General features: G+C 38.2%; 23 protein-coding genes, 1 pseudogene and 1 riboswitch. Of the genes and pseudogenes, 13 read left to right on the top strand and 11 right to left on the bottom strand.

Annotated elements, in window-relative coordinates; translation table 11 throughout:
* Positions 1–15: 15 nt before the first annotated feature.
* On the top strand, positions 16–1,227 hold the full coding sequence (locus NPA43_RS08850) for a chromate transporter (protein ID WP_230030216.1): 1,212 nt from the start codon (positions 16–18) through the stop codon (positions 1,225–1,227).
* A gap of 81 nt (positions 1,228–1,308) precedes the next feature.
* On the opposite strand, the gene NPA43_RS08845 is transcribed toward NPA43_RS08850, so the two are convergent.
* A complete protein-coding gene (locus NPA43_RS08845; protein ID WP_099728371.1) occupies positions 1,309–2,646 on the bottom strand; it encodes a TrkH family potassium uptake protein in 1,338 nt (445 codons plus the stop codon).
* Between the two features lie 146 nt (positions 2,647–2,792).
* Here NPA43_RS08845 and NPA43_RS08840 point away from each other — a divergent pair, with 146 nt between their 5' ends.
* The gene (locus NPA43_RS08840; protein WP_099728370.1) at positions 2,793–3,467 is read left to right on the top strand and encodes a potassium channel family protein; all 675 of its coding nucleotides are present in this window, start codon (positions 2,793–2,795) and stop codon (positions 3,465–3,467) included.
* A gap of 95 nt (positions 3,468–3,562) precedes the next feature.
* Here the strand turns inward: NPA43_RS08840 and NPA43_RS08835 are convergent, their stop codons facing one another.
* The gene (locus tag NPA43_RS08835; RefSeq protein ID WP_230030214.1) at positions 3,563–4,252 is read right to left on the bottom strand and encodes a recombinase family protein; all 690 of its coding nucleotides are present in this window, start codon (positions 4,250–4,252) and stop codon (positions 3,563–3,565) included.
* Positions 4,253–4,310: 58 nt separating this feature from the next.
* On the opposite strand from NPA43_RS08835, the gene NPA43_RS08830 reads away from it, so the two are divergent.
* From NPA43_RS08830 to crcB (NPA43_RS08815), 4 genes are all read left to right on the top strand, one after another.
* Positions 4,311–5,786 carry a SulP family inorganic anion transporter gene (locus NPA43_RS08830; protein WP_256499620.1) on the top strand — a complete coding sequence of 492 codons (1,476 nt, stop codon included), beginning with the start codon at positions 4,311–4,313 and terminating at the stop codon, positions 5,784–5,786.
* 15 nt (positions 5,787–5,801) lie between these two features.
* Positions 5,802–6,221: a universal stress protein gene (locus NPA43_RS08825; protein ID WP_099728368.1), complete on the top strand. Its 420-nt coding sequence runs from the start codon at positions 5,802–5,804 to the stop codon at positions 6,219–6,221.
* Positions 6,222–6,306: 85 nt separating this feature from the next.
* A riboswitch (Fluoride riboswitch) is annotated at positions 6,307–6,366 on the top strand.
* Positions 6,367–6,422: 56 nt separating this feature from the next.
* Entirely contained in the window at positions 6,423–6,821 is a 399-nt protein-coding gene (gene crcB, locus NPA43_RS08820; RefSeq protein WP_099728367.1) for a fluoride efflux transporter CrcB, read from the top strand.
* Positions 6,822–6,823: 2 nt separating this feature from the next.
* Entirely contained in the window at positions 6,824–7,180 is a 357-nt protein-coding gene (gene crcB, locus NPA43_RS08815) for a fluoride efflux transporter CrcB (protein WP_256499669.1), read from the top strand.
* 437 nt (positions 7,181–7,617) lie between these two features.
* Here crcB (NPA43_RS08815) and NPA43_RS08810 read toward each other — a convergent pair whose 3' ends face one another.
* A complete protein-coding gene (locus NPA43_RS08810) occupies positions 7,618–8,337 on the bottom strand; it encodes a DUF421 domain-containing protein (RefSeq protein ID WP_099728365.1) in 720 nt (239 codons plus the stop codon).
* A 1,016-nt stretch (positions 8,338–9,353) separates the two neighbouring features.
* Entirely contained in the window at positions 9,354–9,557 is a 204-nt protein-coding gene (locus tag NPA43_RS08805) for a hypothetical protein (RefSeq protein WP_256499619.1), read from the bottom strand.
* A 502-nt stretch (positions 9,558–10,059) separates the two neighbouring features.
* Here NPA43_RS08805 and NPA43_RS08800 point away from each other — a divergent pair.
* Together NPA43_RS08800 and NPA43_RS08795 are read left to right on the top strand one after the other, a co-directional pair.
* The gene (locus NPA43_RS08800) at positions 10,060–10,818 is read left to right on the top strand and encodes a class I SAM-dependent methyltransferase (protein ID WP_256499618.1); all 759 of its coding nucleotides are present in this window, start codon (positions 10,060–10,062) and stop codon (positions 10,816–10,818) included.
* 5 nt (positions 10,819–10,823) lie between these two features.
* Positions 10,824–11,039, top strand: a complete 216-nt coding sequence (locus NPA43_RS08795) for a hypothetical protein (protein WP_099728362.1) — start codon at positions 10,824–10,826, stop codon at positions 11,037–11,039.
* A gap of 191 nt (positions 11,040–11,230) precedes the next feature.
* On the opposite strand, the pseudogene NPA43_RS19250 reads toward NPA43_RS08795, so the two are convergent.
* Positions 11,231–11,457, bottom strand: a pseudogene (locus tag NPA43_RS19250) (hypothetical protein); the annotation flags it as partial.
* A complete protein-coding gene (locus NPA43_RS08785; protein WP_256499617.1) occupies positions 11,454–12,533 on the bottom strand; it encodes an isocitrate/isopropylmalate dehydrogenase family protein in 1,080 nt (359 codons plus the stop codon). The pseudogene NPA43_RS19250 and the gene NPA43_RS08785, both read right to left, overlap by 4 nt.
* A gap of 176 nt (positions 12,534–12,709) precedes the next feature.
* Here NPA43_RS08785 and NPA43_RS08780 point away from each other — a divergent pair, with 176 nt between their 5' ends.
* The 3 genes from NPA43_RS08780 (at position 12,710) to NPA43_RS08770 (ending at position 14,575) form a co-directional block, all read left to right on the top strand.
* A complete protein-coding gene (locus NPA43_RS08780; protein ID WP_256499616.1) occupies positions 12,710–13,882 on the top strand; it encodes an MFS transporter in 1,173 nt (390 codons plus the stop codon).
* A 194-nt stretch (positions 13,883–14,076) separates the two neighbouring features.
* Positions 14,077–14,406: a hypothetical protein gene (locus tag NPA43_RS08775; RefSeq protein WP_230030212.1), complete on the top strand. Its 330-nt coding sequence runs from the start codon at positions 14,077–14,079 to the stop codon at positions 14,404–14,406.
* A gap of 43 nt (positions 14,407–14,449) precedes the next feature.
* Positions 14,450–14,575, top strand: a complete 126-nt coding sequence (locus NPA43_RS08770) for a hypothetical protein (protein ID WP_256499615.1) — start codon at positions 14,450–14,452, stop codon at positions 14,573–14,575.
* A 55-nt stretch (positions 14,576–14,630) separates the two neighbouring features.
* Here the strand turns inward: NPA43_RS08770 and parC are convergent, their stop codons facing one another.
* The 3 genes from parC to NPA43_RS08755 form a co-directional block, all read right to left on the bottom strand.
* Positions 14,631–17,069 carry a DNA topoisomerase IV subunit A gene (gene parC, locus NPA43_RS08765; protein WP_099728358.1) on the bottom strand — a complete coding sequence of 813 codons (2,439 nt, stop codon included), beginning with the start codon at positions 17,067–17,069 and terminating at the stop codon, positions 14,631–14,633.
* Between the two features lie 2 nt (positions 17,070–17,071).
* The gene (gene parE, locus NPA43_RS08760) at positions 17,072–19,039 is read right to left on the bottom strand and encodes a DNA topoisomerase IV subunit B (RefSeq protein WP_099728357.1); all 1,968 of its coding nucleotides are present in this window, start codon (positions 19,037–19,039) and stop codon (positions 17,072–17,074) included.
* Between the two features lie 416 nt (positions 19,040–19,455).
* Positions 19,456–19,869, bottom strand: a complete 414-nt coding sequence (locus tag NPA43_RS08755; RefSeq protein ID WP_230030210.1) for a CoA-binding protein — start codon at positions 19,867–19,869, stop codon at positions 19,456–19,458.
* Positions 19,870–20,023: 154 nt separating this feature from the next.
* Here NPA43_RS08755 and plsY point away from each other — a divergent pair, with 154 nt between their 5' ends.
* Both plsY and NPA43_RS08745 read left to right on the top strand, forming a co-directional pair.
* Positions 20,024–20,605, top strand: coding sequence for a glycerol-3-phosphate 1-O-acyltransferase PlsY (plsY, locus tag NPA43_RS08750; protein WP_099728355.1), 582 nt, complete (start codon positions 20,024–20,026; stop codon positions 20,603–20,605).
* A 110-nt stretch (positions 20,606–20,715) separates the two neighbouring features.
* On the top strand, positions 20,716–20,991 hold the full coding sequence (locus NPA43_RS08745; protein ID WP_370461103.1) for a HesB/YadR/YfhF family protein: 276 nt from the start codon (positions 20,716–20,718) through the stop codon (positions 20,989–20,991).
* Positions 20,992–21,029: 38 nt separating this feature from the next.
* Here NPA43_RS08745 and NPA43_RS08740 read toward each other — a convergent pair whose 3' ends face one another.
* Positions 21,030–21,341, bottom strand: coding sequence for a hypothetical protein (locus tag NPA43_RS08740; protein ID WP_099728353.1), 312 nt, complete (start codon positions 21,339–21,341; stop codon positions 21,030–21,032).
* Between the two features lie 3 nt (positions 21,342–21,344).
* Positions 21,345–21,767 (bottom strand): acyl-CoA thioesterase, encoded by a 423-nt coding sequence (locus tag NPA43_RS08735; protein WP_256499614.1) that lies wholly within the window; start codon positions 21,765–21,767, stop codon positions 21,345–21,347.
* Between the last annotated feature and the right edge of the window lie 101 nt (positions 21,768–21,868).

Genomic DNA, 21,868 nt, shown 5'->3' with positions numbered 1-21,868 from the left:
GAAGGGAGAAGTAAAATGAAAGAACCATCGTTCAGCACACATAAAGAGAGAACCTCCATCCGAACTTTATTCGAAATATTCATGGTTTCAACAAAACTTGGGCTCACCTCATTTGGTGGCCCAATTGCTCACTTAGGATATTTCCACGAAGAATATGTACGAAGAAGAAAATGGTTGGATGAAAAAAGTTACGCAGATTTAGTGGCCTTATGTCAATTCCTCCCTGGTCCAGCAAGCAGTCAAGTGGGGATTGGCATAGGAGTCATACATAGTGGGGTATTAGGAGGCATTGTGTCTTTTCTCGGATTTACTCTTCCGTCTGTTATCGCACTTATTACGCTCGCATTGCTGATGAAAGGAATGAATATTGAAACAGCTGGATGGATACACGGGCTTAAACTAGTTGCTGTAGCAATTGTTGCTCACGCTATTGTAGGGATGTCTCAAAATTTAACCCCTGACTTAAAACGAAAAGCTATCGCTTTAATGGCATTAGTCGTTACGTTATTATGGCAAACCACCTATACACAAATAGGGATCATACTAGTATCTGCTTTTATGGGCTATCTTATTTATCAAAAACATCGTGATCATCATCAATCCAATACCCATTTTCCCATATCACGTAGGTTTGCCATGATGTGTCTATCTTTATTTTTTGTCTTACTCATTCTTTTACCAATTTTAAGAGAAGTGACATCGATTCAGTGGATTGCAATGTTCGATCATTTTTACCGTTCTGGTTCACTTGTTTTTGGTGGCGGCCATGTTGTTTTGCCCTTACTTGAACGTGAATTTGTTCCAAGTGGATGGGTGAGCCAAGAAGCCTTTCTTGCTGGATATGGCGCCACACAAGCAGTTCCAGGCCCATTGTTTACGTTTGCTGCATATCTAGGAACTGTTATGTACGGTTGGGTAGGGGGGATATTAGCAACCATTTTTATATTTTTGCCTGCTTTTCTTTTAATTTTAGGTACACTACCATTTTGGAACCATTTACGCCGTCATCCAAAAGTAAAAGGAGCTATGATGGGCGTAAATGCAGCAGTAGTGGGCATCTTGATTTCTGCATTTTATCAGCCTATTTGGACAAGCGCCATTTTAAAGCCGATTGACTTTGCATTTGTGTCTATTTTATTCAGCATGTTAGCTTTTTGGAAGTTACCGCCTTGGTTCATTGTAGTAGTTGGTGCAGTTGGTGGTCGATTGTTAGCTTTTCTGTCATAAAACTTAGTTTGATAATGAATACAATACTTCGGAACGAAAAATGGATTCACCTTGAACACGGTGAATCCATGAGTGTTTATTTTAACCGACAAACACCTCTCCCTCAGGATAACGTATTGGGCTTTTCGTTCGTTTCATAAAGATAAATACGATGGTTAGAGAACCTACTCTACCAATAAACATAAGGATCGAAAGAATAACCTTACCTAAAAACGTTAAATCCGGAGTTAATCCCATTGAAAGACCTACCGTGCCAAATGCTGAAAAGGTTTCAAAAACAATATCAATGAAAGGGGCTTTTTCAGTCATTGTCAATAAAAAAATGGTGATAAATACAAAACATAAACTGATAAAGCTAATAGATAGGGCTTTAATGACCACATCATGTCTAATTGTACGTCTAAATATGACGGGTTCTTTGTTTCCTTTCAGAAAATGGAGGACAGAGATCAAAATGATCATCATCGTTGTTAACTTAATCCCACTTCCTGTTGATGCACTCCCAGCACCAATAAACATAAGAAGCATCATCAGAGTTAAAGAACTTTCATGCATATGTGCGATATCAAGCGAATTAAAACCCGCGGTTCTTGTTGTCACAGCTTGAAAATAAGAGGCCCAGAATTTATCAAGAAGATTCATTGGACCTAGAGTATGTGGATTACCAAATTCCATTAAAAATATAAGTAACAGCGCAACACCATTTGTTATGAGGGTTCCTATAATCATAAGCTTTGAATGGATTGATAATAATTTAAATCTCCGTTTATTCCAAATGTCAAAAATCACTGTAAAACCAAGACCACCGATGATAAACAGGAAGGTGATGGTCAGGTTAATCAGTGGATCATGTACATAGTTCATCAAACTATTTGAAAAAAGAGAAAAACCTGCGTTATTAAAAGCAGAAATGGCATGAAATAAACTGATGTATACCCCTTTAAAAAAACCATATTCCGGTATCCACCGAAATGATAATATACAAGTAGCTATTAACTCAAATGTTATTGAAAAGATAAACAAAACCTTTATAAGACGTACAATACCGCCTATATTTGTCAGATTAAAAGCCTCTTGAACCAATAACCTCTCTCGTAAACCTACCTTTTTACCAAATAACAAGATGACCATGACGGCTAAAGTTAAAAAACCAAGCCCGCCAATTTGTATCATCAGCATAATGACAATTTGTCCGAATAAAGTAAAGGTTGTTCCTGTATCAACCACAGCTAAACCTGTAACAGTTGTTGCTGAAACAGCTGTAAAAAAAGCATCAATGATTGAGATGGGTTCAACTGTAGAGATGGGTAGAGTTAAAAAAAAAGCTCCTATCACAATGACCGTCAAAAATCCAAACAATAAAATTTGAGGAGGCGTTAATTTTACTGGTTTTTTAAAAAAATGATCATATTTAAACATGTTCTAGCCTACTTTCAACCACTTGAAATTTTAATGTTATTATATAACGAAAAGGATTATGATTGTCTATCTATTATCAATTTGTTTTCATAACAAAATAAGTTTTATCCAAAATAATTTGAAAGACAACAAAAGGAGTCCTCAATATGCCAAAAAAAGAATTTGCTGTTATCGGATTAGGCCGCTTCGGCGGGAGCATATGTAAAGCATTAAGCGAAGAGGGACTTGAAGTGCTAGCTATGGATCTAAATGAAGATCGTGTAAATGAATATGCGCAAATCGCTTCGCATGCGGTCATTGGCGATTCTACAGATGAAGCAGTGTTGAAAAACTTAGGAATGCGAAACTTTGATCATGTAATTGTGGCTATAGGTGAAAACATTCAGGCTAGTATTTTAACAACCATTATATTAAAAGAACTTGGCGTTAAACTGGTGACGGTAAAAGCACAAAACGATTACCATGAAAAGTTACTAAATAAAATCGGGGCCGATCGAGTTGTCCATCCAGAAAGAGATATGGGGAAACGAATAGCCCATAAAATCATTACAAATAATGTCATCGATTACCTGGAGCTATCTGATGAATATGGGCTAATTGAGGTTGAAGCAAACGGACATTTAGAAAATCAGTCATTACTTGACCTTGACATTAGAGCAAGATATCAAATCAATATTGTAGCTATCAAACGAGGGAAAGAAGTGATTATTTCCCCGCTTGCTCATGAACAAATTCAGAAAAACGATATCTTAATTGTCATTGGAGCAATGAAAGATATCGCACGTTTTGAAAGAAATGAATTACAAAGTCAATCATTCTAACTATAAAGAGGAGAGAGGGTTCAAGACAAAATATTAAAGAACCCTCATTTTTTCACCCTGGGAAAGACATCAGGTATAAATTTGATTTTAAAAGATCACCCTTCATCCTCTAAATATCTGTATAGTGTTGTTTTACTTATACCTGTCTCAAGTGTAATTTGAGCAATGCTATATTTTTTGCTTTGATACATATCTAATGCACGCCTGACATTAGCATCTGGTTTTCTAGGCCGCCCAGTATTTTTCCCTTTTCGTTTAGCTTCATAAATTCCCGCTTTAGTACTCTCACTTAATACATCATGCTGAAAATCCCCAACACTCTTCATAAGCTTAAAAAACACTTTGCCTTCCACTGATGATGTATCTACTTGATCAATGATAGATATGAAATGAACATACTTACTTTGTAGTAATTGAACTAAATCAATTAGGTGGCGTGTAGAATCAGCAATACTATAAAATTTATAGACAATGACTTGATCTCCTGCATTTAAAGAATCCAGCAAATGATTGAGTTCAGGTCTGATTTTAGGAGATATGGTTTGTTCATAATAAATCTTATCACAGCCTTTATCTTCAAGAGCTTTCGTTTGTAGAGCCATATCTATATCATGACTAAATGGACGTGCATAACCGAAAATCACTTTATCATCTCCAAAGAATTGCTTACTGATATTATAACAAAAATTCAACTCGATGATTTCTAGTCCCAAAAAAGTTCGTTTTTGGGACAAAAAATGATGGACATTTAAATTGCGGTCTGTTAAATTTGAAGATGTTATCAACGGACCTGACTTCTATGAGAGTTAGAAGTCAATTCAAAAAAGAAGGAGTGTTTTTCATTTGTTCGTACAAAAACTTCATAACGAATGGTTTCCAAATGTAAAAGGAGACATTTTAGCAGGAATCGTTGTTGCTCTTGCGCTTATCCCAGAGGCCATTGCTTTCTCGGTGATAGCAGGTGTAGATCCAATGGTCGGACTTTATGCATCTTTTTGTATTGCCGTTGTTATTTCATTTATGGGCGGTCGCCCTGCAATGATATCAGCTGCTACGGGTGCTATGGCTCTGTTAATGGTGACCTTGGTGAAAGATCATGGAATTGAGTATTTATTTGCTACGACCATCTTAACTGGGATGATCCAATTCATATTTGGTGCACTGAAAATTGCTCGCTTTATGAAATTTATACCTAGATCGGTTATGGTCGGTTTCGTAAATGCGCTTGCTATCCTAATCTTTATGGCACAAGTGCCCCATTTTGTTGGAATATCTAACCTGACTTATATCGTGGTTGCGGTTACGTTACTCATTATTTATATTCTTCCCAGGTTCACTAAAGTAGTTCCTGCTCCACTTGTTGCCATTGTTGCAATGACGGTTCTAGCTATATTTGGTCATCTCGAATTACGCACTGTGGGCGATTTAGGAAAAATCACAAGCTCTTTGCCAAGCTTTATGATTCCTGATATTCCTTTAAACATTGAAACATTGATGATCATTTTTCCAACAGCATTAGCACTGTCTATTGTAGGGCTTCTAGAGTCTTTATTAACTGCATCTATCGTAGATGATATGACAGATACAGATAGTGATAAAAATAAAGAAAGCCGCGGCCAAGGAATTGCTAACATTGTTGCCGGATTCTTCGGAGGCATGGCGGGATGCGCTATGATTGGTCAATCAGTGATTAATGTGAAATCAGGAGGGAGAGGTCGCTTATCCACATTTGTTGCAGGCGTTTTCTTGATGTTTCTCATTATCGTCCTTGGCGATTGGGTCGTGAAAATTCCTATGGCTGCTCTAGTTGGTGTGATGATTATGGTTTCCATCGGTACATTTGATTGGTCATCATTACGAACACTTACAAAAGTTCCATTATCAGACTCTATTGTGATGGTTGTCACCGTTGTCACAGTTGTAGCAACTCATGACTTATCTAAAGGCGTTTTCGCAGGAATCATTTTGAGTGCTGTCTTCTTTGTAGCCAAAATATCAAAGGTTAGTGTAAAAGCTTCTTCAAAATCTTCAGATAAAGAAATAGTCTACGATATTAACGGTCAACTGTTCTTTGCCTCAGTACAGGATTTTGTTCAATCATTTTCGTTCAGTGATCAACCAAAAGAAAAAGTCACATTAAACTTTACTGAAGCCCATATATGGGATGATTCAGCTGTTGCAGCGATTGATAAAGTTGTATTGAAATTGAAAGAAAATAATAAAGACGTCCGCTTGACAGGGTTAAATGAAGCCAGCAAAAAGCTAATGAAGAAACTGGCTACTTATGATCAACCAAATGCAAAAGCATCAGGTCACTAATGAGGGGGATGAGAGATGTATAAAAAAATATTATTAGCTGTGGATGGTTCAGTTCATTCTGAGAGATCAACGGACCATGCGATTCAATTAGGGAAATTAACGACAGATGCAGAAGTAGAGCTCATCTATGTATTGGATTATTCTAAATCTAAAAGCGAAGTTTTGCATAGTGGAAGTGCAGAGGCACTAGAGCAAGCTAGAAGACTGAAGCTGAAAAAAATAGAAGAAAAATTTCAAACTGAAGAATGTTCCTATAAACTAACAATGAAACATGGTGATCCCGGGCCTACAATTGTTTCTTATGCCAATGACAATCATTTTGATCTAGTCATTATTGGCAGCAGAGGATTAAACTCGTTTCAAGAAATGGTCCTAGGAAGTGTCAGTCATAAAGTAGCCAAACGAGTGAACTGTCCAGTTTTAATTGTGAAATAACGAAGAGGCAGAAAGTAGAGTTTCACTTTCTAAAACACTTGAAATAAGCAGGTTTATCGCTTAAAATGAAAAATACTAAAGGCTTAAATATATAGGCGATGGAGTTCGCCGTAATTGCCATCGTGCTAATGACTCCTACCCACTTTATAGATGGGTAGGAGTCTATTTTTTTGCCTAAATGATTGAAAGAGGTGGTATAAAATGATTTATTTGTTAGTGGGAACAGGCGGAATAATTGGCAGTCTGCTTAGATATTACTTGGGAGTGTTTACCCATTCTTGGTGGGGATATGATTTCCCTTTAGGAACCTTACTCATTAATTTGATTGGCTGCTTTGTATTAGGCTGGTTTACGAGTAGAATTGTCAAACTTAAACAATTTCATCCACATGTGTTAGCTGGTCTCGGTACTGGATTAGTGGGTTCATTTACGACGTTTTCAACGTTTAGTGTAGAAACGGTGACTTTAATTCAACATCATTTAGCTGGGTTCGCCTTTCTTTATGTATTACTTAGCTTATTTGGAGGACTTATGATGTCGTGGTTAGGCTACGATATTGGGCATCGTTCTTTTAAACGATTACAGAGGAAAGGGGAATGAACATCATGACTGGATTATTGATTGCTATTGGAGGATTTCTAGGAGCTATCTCCCGTTTCACATTAAGTACATGGATACACAAAAAATTTAGTTCGAATTTCCCGCTCGGGACGTTGTTTGTTAATTTAACGGGTTCTTTTTTGTTAGGTTGGATAGTTGGTAGGGGTCTATCTTCAGACTTATATGCCCTTTTTGGGGTTGGATTCATGGGTGCGTTTACAACATTCTCTACATTTAAATTAGAAAATATTCAACTAAGGGAAAAAAGAAATCATTCCGTCCTTCTTTACTATTTGGTTTCCAGTTATGCTGGTGGAATTATTTTAGCTTTTATTGGTGTATTGATAGGAAATCATTAGACATGGAACAGAGTATGATGTATTCAAAATCCTTGCAAGAATATAATCTGCAAATGAGACAGTCAAATCGCGTTTACACAAATTGGCCAATGATCTAATCATCATTATAGACACTCATCTATTTTCCATGGTGCAGTTCTAATCCATGGTTGACTAATGGCTTGATTGCAAACACCAACGACAAAAGCATTCGTAGGCTGGCGAAAAAGGTAGATGATACACTTGGTGCATGTTCGTACTCCGGTAATCACGGTGCACCATAGACTTTTGTGCTCTTTATGGGTAGCACGTACGGGGGGTTAACCCTTTTTTGGGGTTGCACCAGCCTGCCTACAATATCTTTTGCATTGATCTAGGCGCAGCCTTTTTTGAAACTTTTTGGCTTGTTCCATTTTCTATTGTCTTTTCCCGGCATTTTTATACGAAAAAGTCACAAACTAATGATTTATCTCAGGCTTAAAACTTTTGTTGTTACTATTCAATGATACGTGCAATTCATGGTTCGCATTAACTGATGCAAAAAAAATATCAACCGTTTTCAGATCTTTTTTCTGTAACTCCTGAACAAGCCACTGTTCAGTTAAATTTAACTGAGTGAGAACCTGATTTTCTATGTTACCTTCGATAATAACAGGATAAGCAATATTTCCGGATACTTTTTTAACTCCTAAATCCTCTGCGGTGATAGTAGATTTATGAGGTTTTTTAAAAGCAGTTAGCTTCCCATTTGGTTCGATTAAGGCTAACTCTACATCATTTACATCAAAAATATCTTTTTCTCTTAACATTTGTAATACATTATCTAAGGAATATCGGATTTTTTGTAAATTTCCTACAATAAAAGCACCGTTTCGGATGACAATAGTTGGTTCAAATGTAATCAGTCGTCCCAAAAATCGATTTTTTAATTTTAATTTTGAAACAATGATTTGTAAGACTCCAATAGCTAATATTGATAAAAATGTATATAAATGAGGAATATCCGGATCAGCGATATCTGCACCTGCCACAGCACCTAGCACAATAATGATCAAGAAATCAAATACAGGTACTTCTCCTATTGCCCGTTTCCCCATGAACAATGTCACAATTAAAAGCCAAGGAATTATAGTGATGATCCTTACATAAACCTTTAAAATATCTATTAAAGTTTCCATTATTTAAGATCCCCTTGGTATTCAAGTACAAGTTCTCTATTCGTATTTTCAATCTTTTCGTTCATATTTGAAATATTTGCTCTCCCTGCCACGGATGAGGAGGCAATAATCCCAAATATCAATTCGTTTTTATTCTTCATTCACTCAACCATCTTTCTTTATTTTTTAAATGTTAGGCAAGAATTCTTATTTTATGGTTAGATTGTATTTTTATCATGGTAAATTGTTTTTATTCATCACCCAATACTTACTTCGGTTAATTTCAAATTACCAACCGGATGATTTATCCAAAAACTTTCAAGTAATAGCCTTTGTTATTGGATCGATCACAGAGTTTCTGCTCTAATCTGTCATACAAATTGCAATAAATGTAAAATAAACAGATGAAATTAATTCTTTTAGCTCTCTTGCTGGTGTTCTCCTATTAAAATTATACTAGAATTAAACACCATAGATTAGAGTGGAAGTATTGAAACGAAACTGGACTGAAGAAGAGTTTATAACTGATTTAATACTCATGCCAGATGAACTAAATTTACTTATGGGGAGTAGAAAGGAGGCAAAACGTGATCACCCGGATGGAGTCATTCAGGATACACCCAATTGTAAGTTCTTCCACAATTCATGAATATCATCAAGGATCTGTCCAGGAGTAGTCGGGAATATAAAGAGAAGAACAAAGATGCACGCCTCTTATCGTAGCCATTACCGAAAAGCCATTTGTGAGATTAAAAAAACCTTACATTACTATTTTGCTGTTGGGAACGACGTACCCCATTGAAGGCGTCATTTAACTTTTATCATAATTATTTTAAAAAAGCACTTGAGAAAAATGAAATGGAATGAATGAGACAAATTAACATACTCAAACTGAAGAACCTTTATGACCAATTTCATTTATTAAGGACAAAGAATTTAGTTCCATTCATGATGTGAACCAGGCAACAAGTTTGTGTGATCAATCAGTTAAATAAAAAATCCCCACCTTGTAGGGTTGGGATTTTTTTGCACTTACTTTACTTTTTGTCAGTTAAATGATTTAAACGTTTTCGAAGAACTAGGGATGAGACAGAGAAAACTGCGCAAGCCCCTGCTGATCCAGCAGCAAACATCAGCTCAAAGTTTTCTGTTGGGGATTTGAATAACAAAGAGACTGAGAGAATTAAAGCGGCACCACTAAGACCCAATCCTAATATCGACATTGCCAATAATTTATTCATAGAAACACTCCCAGACTCACAATTTGGAACAAGCTACTACTGCACCTATCCTCAATCCATCGAAAATGTTGAAGGAATGAAATCGACATTAAAAGATCTTGGATACGCAAACATTAGTGTAGTTAGTAACAGTATCCTATTAACATTTTAATAGATACTATTGTATGCATTATAAACACTAATCAAATAAGGAATCAATAATTTAAGCGGATCCATACTGAACGACTAATAAATCAAAATGAAATATCTATACGTTAGTAATCAATATTAAGAGTATTTAGGTTGTAGAAGATAATTTCCAAATTACTCTTAAAATGGGTTAAAACCTGCAATCATTTTAAAGGGAAACGCTAAAGAAAGTGTATAATGTAACAATACTATGTAGAAAGTGAGTGATTTATTATGATAGTCAGATCTTTACCTACATCTAACAAATTTCAGGTGCGGAAGTTTTAATCGTTCAGTTTAAAACCCTTCCGCATTTAATATCGGAGGGAAAAAGATGTTTAGTTATTATGGTTCATTAAGTACGGAATTATATGATTTTACGAAACCAGTGGGGTATTCAATTGAGGGTGATATTGATTATTATCTTGAAAGGTTAAAAGGGACTAAAGGGAAGGTACTTGAAGCTGCTGTCGGTTCGGGGAGATTCTTAATTCCCTTAATTGAAAGTGGGTTTATTGTTGATGGAATTGACTATTCGACAGAAATGTTAGATTCTTGTCGGAAACGATGCAAAGAAAGGGGCTTAAATCCAAAGCTCTATGAAGGTAACTTAAGTAGTTTTTCTTTGGAAACAAAGTATAAAACTATCGTTATACCTAGAGGCTCCTTTTGCTTGATTGAAAGTTTAATGGATGCTAAAGAAGCTCTAAAATGCTTTTATCATCATTTAATGCCAGGAGGACGTGTAGTAGTTGATTTACAATTACCAATCAATTGGCGTACAGGAGAAATTACTACTGCAGCCTTTCCTCTTTCTGACGAAGAAGGCATTTCTTTAGAAAGCAAATCAATTGAAATAAACTGGATCGATCAATATACCTTAACTTATTTAAAGTATGAGAAATGGAGAAAAGGTAAGCTGATAGACACAGAATTACAGAAGTTCGCAATGAGATGGTATGGAATTGAAGAATTCAAACTTATATTAGAAAGCATTGGTTTTTCTAATATTACTTGTTCTGCGGACTATACTTATAAAAAAGAACCATCCAAAGATACCCAACTCATTACATTTGAAGCTGTACGAAAATAAGATAGATGTTTGAAAAAGAACGGAGCGTTTCTTTTCGCTCTGTTCTTTTATTTGTAGATCTGAGAGGCTCTACACAATTATTTTCAAAAGAAGCGGTGGATGTTGCAAAAGCTATACGTGGGTTCACTCCTGAAATTATCGAAATTTCAAAGAAAGACACAGATGATAACTTAATGGAAATAGGGATAAGGAAAGAACTTTATCAACTATTAAAGCCGTGATAAGATGAGAGGACAAGACGTAAAGGTTTTTCCAATCTCATTTTAAAAGAAGGCATTCATCGAGTCCTTTATATTTTTTAGTTTACATAATATATATTCTAGGAAGTTAAACTGAGAATCAATTTCTGTTGTCTCAAAATTAAGTATACTTATCTTATTAAGATAAAAAAGAAAAAATCAAAATCCTTCGTTCATTCGTCAGATTTTGATTCTTCAAGATGTTTAATAAACTTCACAGGATTTCCATCGATTTCGTTACACCGGCGCCAGACGCAATGACAGCATTATCGCCAATGGTGACACCTTCAATGCCTTTTGCACGTTCTACTGGATCAAGCTGATGTCCAGATCAAAATTCAAAAAAATGCTCACCAACCTCGATATTGTATCCGAAATTGTGCTGAAATCTCCCTTCTATTTATTTGAATTCATGGTTTGAATGAATGCCTCTGTGAATTGTGTCGTCGCCTCGTTTCCTCCTAAATCCTTCGTTTTAACGTTCATTTTCATGATCTCATGAAGTGTACGTTCGATAAGAGCAGCCGTCTTTTTTAACCTTTCATCTTTATATTTCACATGTAACCAGTCACAAAGCATCACTGTAGAAAGAATCAAGCCCATTGGATTGGCAATATTTTGCCCAGCGATATCCGGTGCTGATCCATGTGCTGCCTGTGCCATGGCTTGGTTTTCGTTACAATTTAATGAAGGGGCTATTCCTAAACTTCCGACTAGTTCCCCTGTTAAATCTGATAAAATATCACCAAACATATTCTCTGTCACAATCACATCAAAATCACTTGCACGTCTCACCAAGTGAGCCGCCATTGCATCGATATGTACATCCTCTACCGCCACTTGCGGATACGCTTTTGCTACCTCTTGGCATGTTTGCAAAAACAAACCAGACCCTAATTTGATAACGTTTGCCTTATGAACAATAGTAACCTTTCGCCTGCGCTCCATCGCACTTTGAAAGGCTGCATGGGCAATACGTGTAATCGCTTTTTTTGTAAATACACCTGTAGATATAGCGACATCTGGTGTAATCAACCACTCTCCTACCCCATGATACATGTTCCGATCTGGATAGAAGCCTTCTGTATTTTCTCGAAAAATGACGAGATCGACGTCTCGTGCAAGGCTTTGTACCCCTGGTAACGATTGAGACGGACGAATGTTCGCAAATAGATCAAACGTATGACGGAGCTCTCCGCTTGGATTCCTCCTCTCTTTAAATATGTCTGGGTATGATGCAGAATCATGAGGCCCTAAAATCCACCCGTGGCATTTTTTCAATTCGTCTTTAGTAGATGTCGGCACAGGATCTTGGTGAGGAGAATGGATCGCTTCAAAACCGATTGGACATTCTACAAATTCCACAAATGACTCATGAAACTGTGACAGCGCTGCCTTTAAGATGCGCATACTTGCTTGTACAATTTCTGGCCCAATCCCATCTCCTTTCAATACCCCGATTCGATATGACTGCATAAAACCCGCCCCCTTTGTCTTGATTTTACCTTTCACTAGAAGCATTGTGAAGGCTTCATTTCTTTTGACTAAAATTTCAGTATGATCCTCCCTTATGTTATTTACGAATCAGGAAGTCTCATTTATAATCGAGTAGATTTGTTCTGTCATATATATCATTAAATGTGAGGGATTAGATGGAATTAAAGTGGTATAAAGCGATTATTGTCATTTTTACGATGTCTGGGATCTCCATCTCTACATGGTTTTCACGGACACCGGAAGTCAGAGATCTATTACAAGCGAATACAGGGACAATGGGTCTTATTTTACTTGGCTTATCTGTTGGTTCTATTGTTGGACTTGTCCTTTCCAATATATTCGTTCGTAAAAAAGGCGGACGAGTGGCCATTGTGATCAGCGCTTTTTTGATGTTCACTGGATTCATGACTCTCGCCACTGGTTCAACGCTCTCTTCTACCCTTGTGGTCACTGCCGGTCTTTTTCTTTTTGGAGCGGGCTCAGGCATGTGCAATGTGGCCATGAACTTAGAAGGGACGGAAATTGAGTACAACATCAGGAAAACCATCCTGCCTATTTTGCACGCTTCCTTCAGCATTGGCACGTTAATCGGTGCAGGTGCTGGGATTCTCTTTATCCATCTAGGGGTATCTGTGTTGATTCATCTTCTGATCATTGCCATTCTTTTCTTTCTCAGCATTTTGATTTGTACACGGTTTATTCCCCACGGGACAGGAAAGGATCATCTTGAGAAGCAAACAAAAACAGTTGATGGTTCTCATGCGGCATGGCTGAACAAACGGACGATATCTCTTGCGATGATCGCCTTATGTCTTGCATTTGTAGAAGGCTCTGCAAATGATTGGATTCCACTTGCGATGGTAGATGGCTACCAGGTTTCACATTCCATAAGTACCGTCATCTATGCTTTATTTTTATGCGGGATGATTAGTGGACGACTGATTAGCGGACGTTTAATTGATCGCTTTGGCAGGGTGTTATTGCTAAGAGTCGCTATTTTTTCAGCTGCTGCAGGACTATTGTTAGTCATTTTAAAGATTTCACTCGTAGTGTGTATGATATCCATCTTTTTATGGGGACTTGGCGCTTCTTTAGGCTTCCCACTGACCATTTCGGCAGCTGGGGATGATAGCCGCTACGCCGTCAAACGCGTCAGCATTGTGACCTTATCTGGTTACACAGCCTCCCTTTCTGGGCCACCAATTTTAGGACTGCTCGCCAATGAGGTAGGACTGCTTCATGCCTTTATATTTGTTCTATTCGCTATTTGTATTGCGGGAATCTTTACAAAAGCTGTAGCAAAACCTCATTCATTACATTCTCACTGAAAAGTGCCAGATTCTCATCATGGCACTTTTTTTAAATTTAAAAAATAAAATTGAAACCTTTCACGAAGTGAAACAGTCCTATATATGTCCTGATGTTTACAGCATTTTAAATGAGGGAAAGTAAAAAAACAAGACTTTTCAAATAACTGAAAACGTGGTAAGATCATGAAAATAAACAGGGAGGGGTGAGAAAAATGAAAAAAAATATGCTGTTAAAATTAGCTGTCTTATTCATAGCACTGGCAAGTTTTCATTTGTTCTCAATGCCTCATTCCGTTCAGGTATACCATCATGCAAAAGTGGTTGCCGATCAAGAATCACATGAAATAAAAATCGTTCAGACAACAGGCGATGAAAAGAAACATGTGAACGCAGTATTTGCCGCATTTACAGCACTGCTGATCATTGGCAGTATGACAGCTGGATTTGCACGCATCACTTATACTGATCGATTTGACCGGAAAAAGAAGCATTTACTTGCAGTGTTCTATCAATCTTCTTATTTCCGAGCAGCTCGTGTTTAACCCAACCATTTAAATCAAAACAAAAATTGGGAGGTTTTACACGATGTTATTTTTCTTAAGATTATTCATTGTAGGTCTGTTCTCTGTCACTTCACTTTCACTTTTCGTCTACCAAGGAATAGAAGTGGTTCACGCCATTACAAGCTTGTTCGGCAACCACGAGAGCTAAATGACCCAAATTATAAAAATTAACCCCCTGTCTATCTCAGGGGGTTTTCGTTTGCTTATTTATTCTCATCTGGAGTAGATTCCGGTGATAGAAGGACATGGGTCACTTCTCCCTGCTCCTCCTCATCTACAATAAATGATCCATTGCTATAACGATCATTCGCTCTTAAAGTAGAGATATCAAGCGGAATCATGGCACCCTTTTCCGTATCAATCTCAAGTGTATCGTGCAAAGATGCAGCGATCACAGCCACAATACGGTGCGGGTTTTTCTTTAATTCTCTTAGCATGAGCACTCCGCGTTTGGCTCTTGATGTCTTATCAAATTCAGAGAGGTTCATTCGCTTCACGGCACCTCTTTGTGTCGTCAAAACTAAGACATCGTTCTTCGGATCAATAATTTGTCCAGAGACCACCTCGTCCCCTTCCTTCAAGTTGATTCCTTTGACACCAGCCGCTCTTGGGCCTACAACGCTCACTTCTTCTTCATCAAACCACAATCCATAACCATTTTTCGTTGCAATAAACAATTCTTGCTGTCCTGTTGTGACGTGAACATCTATGAGTTCATCATCACCTTTTAGATTCAAGGCGACGAGCGGTTTTGAATATCGCTGCGCTTTATATTGGAGAAGCTCTGTTTTCTTCACCATACCGCCTTTTGTAAAGAACACCAGATAGGACGATTCATCAAATTCTTTAATTGGAATCGCTTTTTGAATAGATTCATCACGATCAATCGAAATAATATTCGTAATATGCTGGCCCATGTCTTTCCAGCGTATATCTGGTAGCTGATGAACCGGACAATAAATGTAGCTCCCTTTATTCGTAAACAAAAGAAGAACATCCGTTGTATTCATTTCAAACTGATGAATCAGCCGGTCTGTATCCTTCATGCCAAAGTCCTTCCCGTTAGATGCGGCATAGGAGCGCTGGCTTGTCCGTTTGATGTATCCATCCTTCGTGACCGTAACGTATACATCCTCTGATGCGATCATCACTTCAAGGTTAATCTTAATTTCCTCGATCTTTTCCTCAATGACAGATCGTCTCTCATCAGCATAAGTTTTTTTGAGCTTTTTCAAACTGGTCGTAATCACTTTTAGCAGCTTTTTCTCGTTCCCTAAAATGTCTTCAAGTTCTGCTATACGCACGTCAAGCTCACTTGCTTCGTCTCTTAATTGCGTAATATCTGTATTCGTTAAACGATATAATTGGAGAGAAACAATCGCTTCTGACTGGGCTTCTGTAAAGTCATATTTCTCCATTAAGTTATTTTTCGCATCACGCTTATCATTAGACGAGCGGATTGTCGCAATCACTTCATCTAAGATGGAAAGGGCCTTAATTAAACCATCTACAATATGATGACGTTCCTTCGCTTTTCGAAGCTCATATGCTGAGCGGTTCGTTACCACTTCTTTTTGATGGGCAATATATGCATCAAGTATTGTTGTGAGCGTCATTAAGGTCGGTCTTCGATTATGTATCGCAACCATATTAAAGTTATACGGGATTTGCAAATCAGAATTTTTATATAAGAAATTCAAGACACCATTTGCATCAGCTTCTTTTTTCAGCTCTACAACAATTCGAAGTCCAGTACGGTCTGTCTCATCTCGAACCTCTGAAATACCTTCTACTTTTCTTTCAATTCGGAACTCGTCCATCTTTTTCACAAGGTTGGCTTTATTGACTTCATAAGGGATTTCTGTGATCACGATTTGCTGGCGTCCGCCGCGAATGGTTTCAATCTCCGCTTTTCCGCGAATCATAATCTTTCCTTTTCCCGTTTCATAAGCCTTCTTAATGCCGTCCACACCTTGAATAATACCGCCTGTTGGGAAATCTGGTCCTTTAATGACTGTCATTAATTCCTCAACCGTACAGTGCGGCTGTTCGATTCGTTTAATGACCCCATCAATCACTTCTCCCAGGTGATGCGGAGGAATATCGGTCGCATAACCAGCTGAAATTCCTGTTGATCCATTTACTAGAAGGTTTGGAAACATCGCTGGTAATACAACCGGTTCTTTACTTGTATCATCAAAGTTTGCGACAAATTCGACTGTTTCCTTGTCTAAATCTTTTAAAAGCTCTGAAGCAATCGCACTAAGTCTTGCTTCTGTATAACGCATGGCAGCAGGAGGATCTCCGTCAATACTTCCGTTATTCCCATGCATCTCAATCAGCACATTTCGTACTTTCCATTCCTGACTCATTCTGACCATGGCTTCATAAACAGATGAGTCACCGTGCGGATGGTAGTTACCAATGACGTTACCAACTGTTTTGGCAGCTTTACGGAAGTTTTTATCTTGTGTGTTTCCTTCTGCGTACATCGCATATAAAATTCTTCGTTGTACAGGTTTTAGTCCATCGCGTGCATCTGGAAGCGCACGGTCTTGGATAATATATTTACTATAGCGACCAAACCGGTCTCCAATCACTTCTTCTAATGGTAAATCATGAAATCGTTCTTGTTGTGCCATGTTTAAACCTCCTCAGCTAGCGACAAGTTTTCATTTTCAAGAATGTTGCTTTCCTCATCAAGTCCAAAGGCGACATTCTTTTCAATCCATTTACGGCGCGGTTCTACTTTGTCACCCATAAGTGTCGTGACGCGGCGTTCCACTCGTGCAGCATCATCGATTTTTACTCTGACAAGTGTTCTCGACTCTGGATTCATTGTCGTTTCCCATAGCTGGTCGGCATTCATTTCACCTAAACCTTTATAGCGCTGAATCGTATACCCTTTTCCAACTTTCTTGAGTACGCCATCCATTTCTTCATCAGACCATGCATACTCAATAACTTCTTTCTTCCCTGAGCCTTTGCTGACTTTATATAGCGGAGGAAGTGCAATAAATACTTTCCCATGCTCAATCAGCGGCTTCATATAGCGATAGAAGAACGTAAGCAGAAGCACTTGGATATGCGCACCATCCGTATCCGCATCTGTCATGATCACAATTTTGTCATAATTGATGTCTTCTACATTAAAATCGACACCGACGCCACCACCGATTGCATGGATAATGGTGTTGATTTCTTCGTTTTTGAAAATATCAGCAAGCTTCGCCTTTTCAGTGTTAATGACCTTCCCTCGAAGCGGAAGCACCGCTTGGAACTTTCGGTCACGTCCTTGCTTTGCTGATCCACCCGCTGAGTCGCCCTCTACTAGGTACAGTTCGTTTCTTGCCGGGTTTCTAGATTGAGCAGGTGTTAATTTCCCGCTTAACGTCGCTTCGGACTTTTTACGTTTCTTGCCGCTCCTCGCTTCTTCTCTTGCTTTTCTAGCAGCTTCTCTTGCCTGCTGTGCTTTAATGGCCTTTTTCACAAGAAGAGTCGCCGTTTCCCGGTTTTCTTCAAGAAAATAAGCAAGTTTTTCAGAAATAACAGTGTCAACAGATGACCGTGCCTCACTTGTCCCAAGCTTTCCTTTTGTTTGTCCTTCAAATTGAAGCAGCTCTTCAGGAATTCTGACAGAAATAATGGCAGACAGTCCTTCTCGAATATCAGTGCCTTCTAAATTTTTGTCTTTTTCTTTTAAAAGAGTTACTTTGCGTGCATATTCATTAAAGGCTCTCGTCATTGCTGTTTTTGCACCAGACTCATGCGTACCGCCATCTTTTGTTCTTACGTTATTGACAAAGGAAAGGATATTTTCTGAGTAGCCATCATTGAATTGAAAAGCAAAATCTACTTCAATGGACTGATGCTCCCCTTCAAACGAGACGACTTCACTAAGTACATCTTTTTCCTCATTTAAATAAGCTACGAATGCTTCGATGCCCGTCTCATAATAAAAGGTTTCTTGTACATCGTGCCGTTCATCGATCAGCTCTATTTTTAACCCTTTTAATAAAAAGGCTGATTCTCTTAAACGTTCTGATAATGTATCGAAATTATAGGTGGTGACACTGAACATTGTTGGGTCTGGCTTAAAATGAATCAGTGTTCCTGTCTTTTTCGTTTTCCCGATTTTTTCAAGTGATGTTACTGGCTTGCCGCCGTGTTCAAATCGCTGGTGATAAATAAAGCCATCTCGTTCAATTGTTACAGTGAGCCATTCTGACAGTGCGTTTACAACAGATGCCCCAACCCCGTGAAGTCCACCACTTGTTTTATATCCGCCTTGACCAAATTTTCCGCCTGCGTGCAGGACAGTTAAAATGATCTCAGGTGTCGGTTTTCCAAGCTTATGCATACCAGTAGGCATTCCTCGTCCTTTATCTTGGACGGAAATGCTGTTATCTTTATGTATTTTGACAATGATATGATCTCCATGGCCAGCGAGCACTTCATCGACAGAGTTATCTACAATCTCATAGACAAGGTGATGAAGACCGCGTGAATCCGTAGATCCAATATACATACCTGGACGTTTACGGACCGCTTCAAGCCCCTCTAGCACCTGAATAGAATCATCGTTATAATCTACTTGCTGCTTTTTAACCAAATGCTTAATCCCCTTTCACTAACAAACATAACCGGCTAATCATCAAATGATCTCTCTAGATTTTAATGATGATCATGCTGCTCATTACTGTCCACTTTAATAAGCTGCATCATCACCATGCATGTGTGATTCAGCTATACATGCTCTTTTGCATGACTATGAGAATGGCCCATATTCTGCAATCAGAACTAGAAGTCCATTATAAACAAGACTGTTTCATAAGCCAAATGCAATCATATGATGGTTTTAGCAAAACAGAACGTGTGTTCCGTCTTTATCTTATCGCTCTTTTTCTCGATATGCAAGGTCATCGATATGTCCCTGTCGCCTTATTTTATCGCTTTCTTCTAGAATCGCAAATATATTTCTGCAACAAAAAAGTAAAAATCCTTGGTTTTTCAAGGATTTTTGACGATTTAATGAGTTTTTGTCATAGCATGAGCCACTTTAATGCATAAATCCATGATGGCCACTTTCCCTTTTTGCTCAATCAATCTTTTCGCTTCTTCGTGATATACGCCTTGCTGTGCCCAAAAAACAGGTGCGTCCATTTCAAGAAATTCTTTTGCCACCTCAGGTAAAAATTCTGAACGTCTAAAGACATTGACAATATCAACAGGCTCTTGAATGTCTTTTAAAGACGCGACCGATTTTACGCCAAGTGCTTCATCAATCGTTGGATTCACCGGAATGATGTCATAACCGGCATCCTGCATCGCTTTTGAGACCATATAAGACGTTCGGTGCGGCTGATCTGATAAACCAACAACAGCAATTCGTTTGCTGCTCTTTAATATACGACCGATTTCTTGTTTAGTAGGATGATTCATCCAGACACTCCTTTTCTTCTATTTTAGCGAATTTCTTCTGAAAAACAAAGCTCAATTCATTCTCCTTCTCTTTTTTCAAAAAAAGATCGCCATGTTTTTCATAAGATCATGTTAAAATGTAAGACAAGAGGGAGAATATAAAGGAGTTATGCAGATGTTAATTGCTTTGATGTTTATTTTGGCTTATCTACTCGGCAGTATTCCATCCGGTCTCATTGTCGGGAAAGCTGCAAAGGGAATCGATATCCGTGAACATGGCAGCGGGAACCTAGGTGCGACGAATGCATTTCGTACGCTTGGGGTAAAAGCAGGGTCTATCGTTATTACAGCTGATATTTTAAAGGGGACTCTCGCTTCAGCTTTACCGTTTTTCATGCAGCTGGACATTCATCCCTTACTAGCAGGAGTTGCTGCTGTTATCGGTCACAGCTTTCCTGTCTTTGCAAAATTTAAGGGGGGAAAAGCAGTCGCTACGTCAGGCGGCGTGTTGCTATTTTATGCCCCGTTCTTATTTATCACAATGATCGCTGCTTTTTTCTTATTTTTATACATTAGTAAATATGTGTCTTTATCATCAATGCTGACTGGAATCTATACATTCATTTACAGCATATTCACCCAAGACCTATTCTTAATTATTGTTGTAGCCGTTCTTGCTGGCTTTGTGATCTACAGACACATCGCCAACCTCAAACGAATTCTCAACAAAACTGAACCGAAAATCAAATGGCTCTAGCCGTTTATTAAGTTTAAATATGTGGTAAAAGTACAGAAAAGCTGTTTTTGCATTCTGCATGTAAAAAAACAGCATGACTTCAAAAAGGGGCGATCACATTGAAATTAACGATGAAAGATGATGCACTCAATTGGTACAAGGATGAACTGGATTTAGAAAAAGGTGATCATGTTCGCTTTTTTGTGAGATATGGCGGGTGCAGTAATGTACAAAAAGGCTTTTCTCTCGGCGTCGCAAAAGATGAACCTCAAAATGCAGGCGCAACCGCTGAATTAGAAGGTATTACTTTCTTTATTGAGGAAAGTGATATTTGGTATTTTGACAACCATGATCTGCATATTGATTATAACGAGTCCGTGAAAGAACCAGAGTTTCATTATGAATAACAAAAAAGATACCTCATCCCTCGGGTATCTTTTTTGTTTTATACATCAATATATAGTCCATACTCCTGAATGTTTCCTAAAGACCGCTCCTTTTGCAAGATCCTTTCTTGCGATTCACCGATCAGGTCAAAATGAGGAAAGCCTTCTCGAACATGAATCCATTCTTTTTTTAATCCATGTGTTTCTCCCCAAGCCATTAATTGCTTCATATCCTGACACGCTGCCTTTGTGACGGTATTGGCATTTGGAAAACGGTCATCAAGCCAATAGTGTGTCAAAAAGGCGACTTTCCCTTGCCGAACAGCTGATTTCCATGCGTTCAAATCGCTTCTTTTAATACCAAATGCCATAGATTAACCCTGCTTTTTCGACTGTTCGTATACTTTGTGCCAGGCAGGAAAGGCTTTTCTAAACTGAATAGGTCTAAAGGTGTCTTTGTCTACACAAATATGTGAGGTTGTCCCCGTAATAGCTGTTTGTCCATTAGGCTTTTGAATTTCATAGCCATACACCGTTTTGACACCATTGTATTCTTCAATCCACGTATGGATGATTGCGGTTTCGCCGTACAGTAATGGTTTTTTATATCGAACCTGAAGATCTACAACAGGTGCAAGGACACCGTCTGCTTCTAGCTGCGCATAGGAAAATCCCAGTTCTTTAATCAACGCTGTTCTGCCGACTTCCATCCAAATTAAGTAATTGGCATGATACACGATGCCCATTTGATCTGTTTCTGCATAACGGACTTCTATTTCTTTTTTGGATACATACACGTTTTCATCGCTCTCCTATCGAAACCTAAGGTCTCTGCCATTTTACCACATTCCAAAAGGTTCTTCTAAAAAGAGGCAATAAAATAAACCAGGAATCCCTG

Source organism: Bacillus pumilus (assembly GCF_024498355.1).
GTDB classification, from domain to species: domain Bacteria; phylum Bacillota; class Bacilli; order Bacillales; family Bacillaceae; genus Bacillus; species Bacillus pumilus_P.
Note: the sequence above shows the minus strand (reverse complement) of the source record. Positions and strands in the feature narration are given on the sequence as shown.